The following is a 505-nucleotide window of genomic DNA, read 5'->3' as shown; positions in this document are numbered from 1 at the left end:
AAACTCAATGCGTTGCGGCAAATTTAGGAAATTATATTGAATATCCTCGATGTTCCGGTTCAAATCTTGAGTAAGATTTCCGTTTTCATCGTAGGTATATTCCGTTTCCCTGTCCGCCCCATCCTTGAATTCAAAGCCGTTGTTGTATGCGGAACTTGCTGCATTGTCGGTAACTTTCGTCAGCTGGTTTCCGCTGTAGGTCAGTACGAGATTGTCCACCAGTCCGTATTCCTGCGCTCCGGTCTGTCCCATACGTTTGATTCCGAGAATGTTTCCCGTTTTGTCGTAGGCGGTAACCTCCTCATTGAAGCGGTTAGGGTTGACTGCAAGCCGTTCCCCCTCTCCGTATTCCGCTGTTTTCATGCGGTCCAGTCCGTCGTAGGTAAACCTGTAACCTCTTGTGGTCTGTTCCTCTCCTACCTTCCAACTGATGCTGCTGATGTTTCCGTTGTAGCAGGGTGTTCCGGTTCCGTCAGTATAGTGCAGCTCCTCCTTGAAGAGCGGG

At 49.3% G+C, this 505-nt stretch carries 1 pseudogene; it reads right to left on the bottom strand.

Going from position 1 to position 505, the window contains the following annotated elements:
- Positions 1 to 505: pseudogene (locus WKT12_RS16485) on the bottom strand (DUF6443 domain-containing protein); the annotation flags it as partial.

Source organism: Phocaeicola sp. HCN-6420, assembly GCF_037890145.1.
Taxonomy (GTDB): Bacteria; Bacteroidota; Bacteroidia; order Bacteroidales; family Bacteroidaceae; genus Phocaeicola.
The sequence above is the reverse complement of the archived record's forward strand: the minus strand, read 5'-3'. Positions and strand labels throughout refer to the sequence as shown.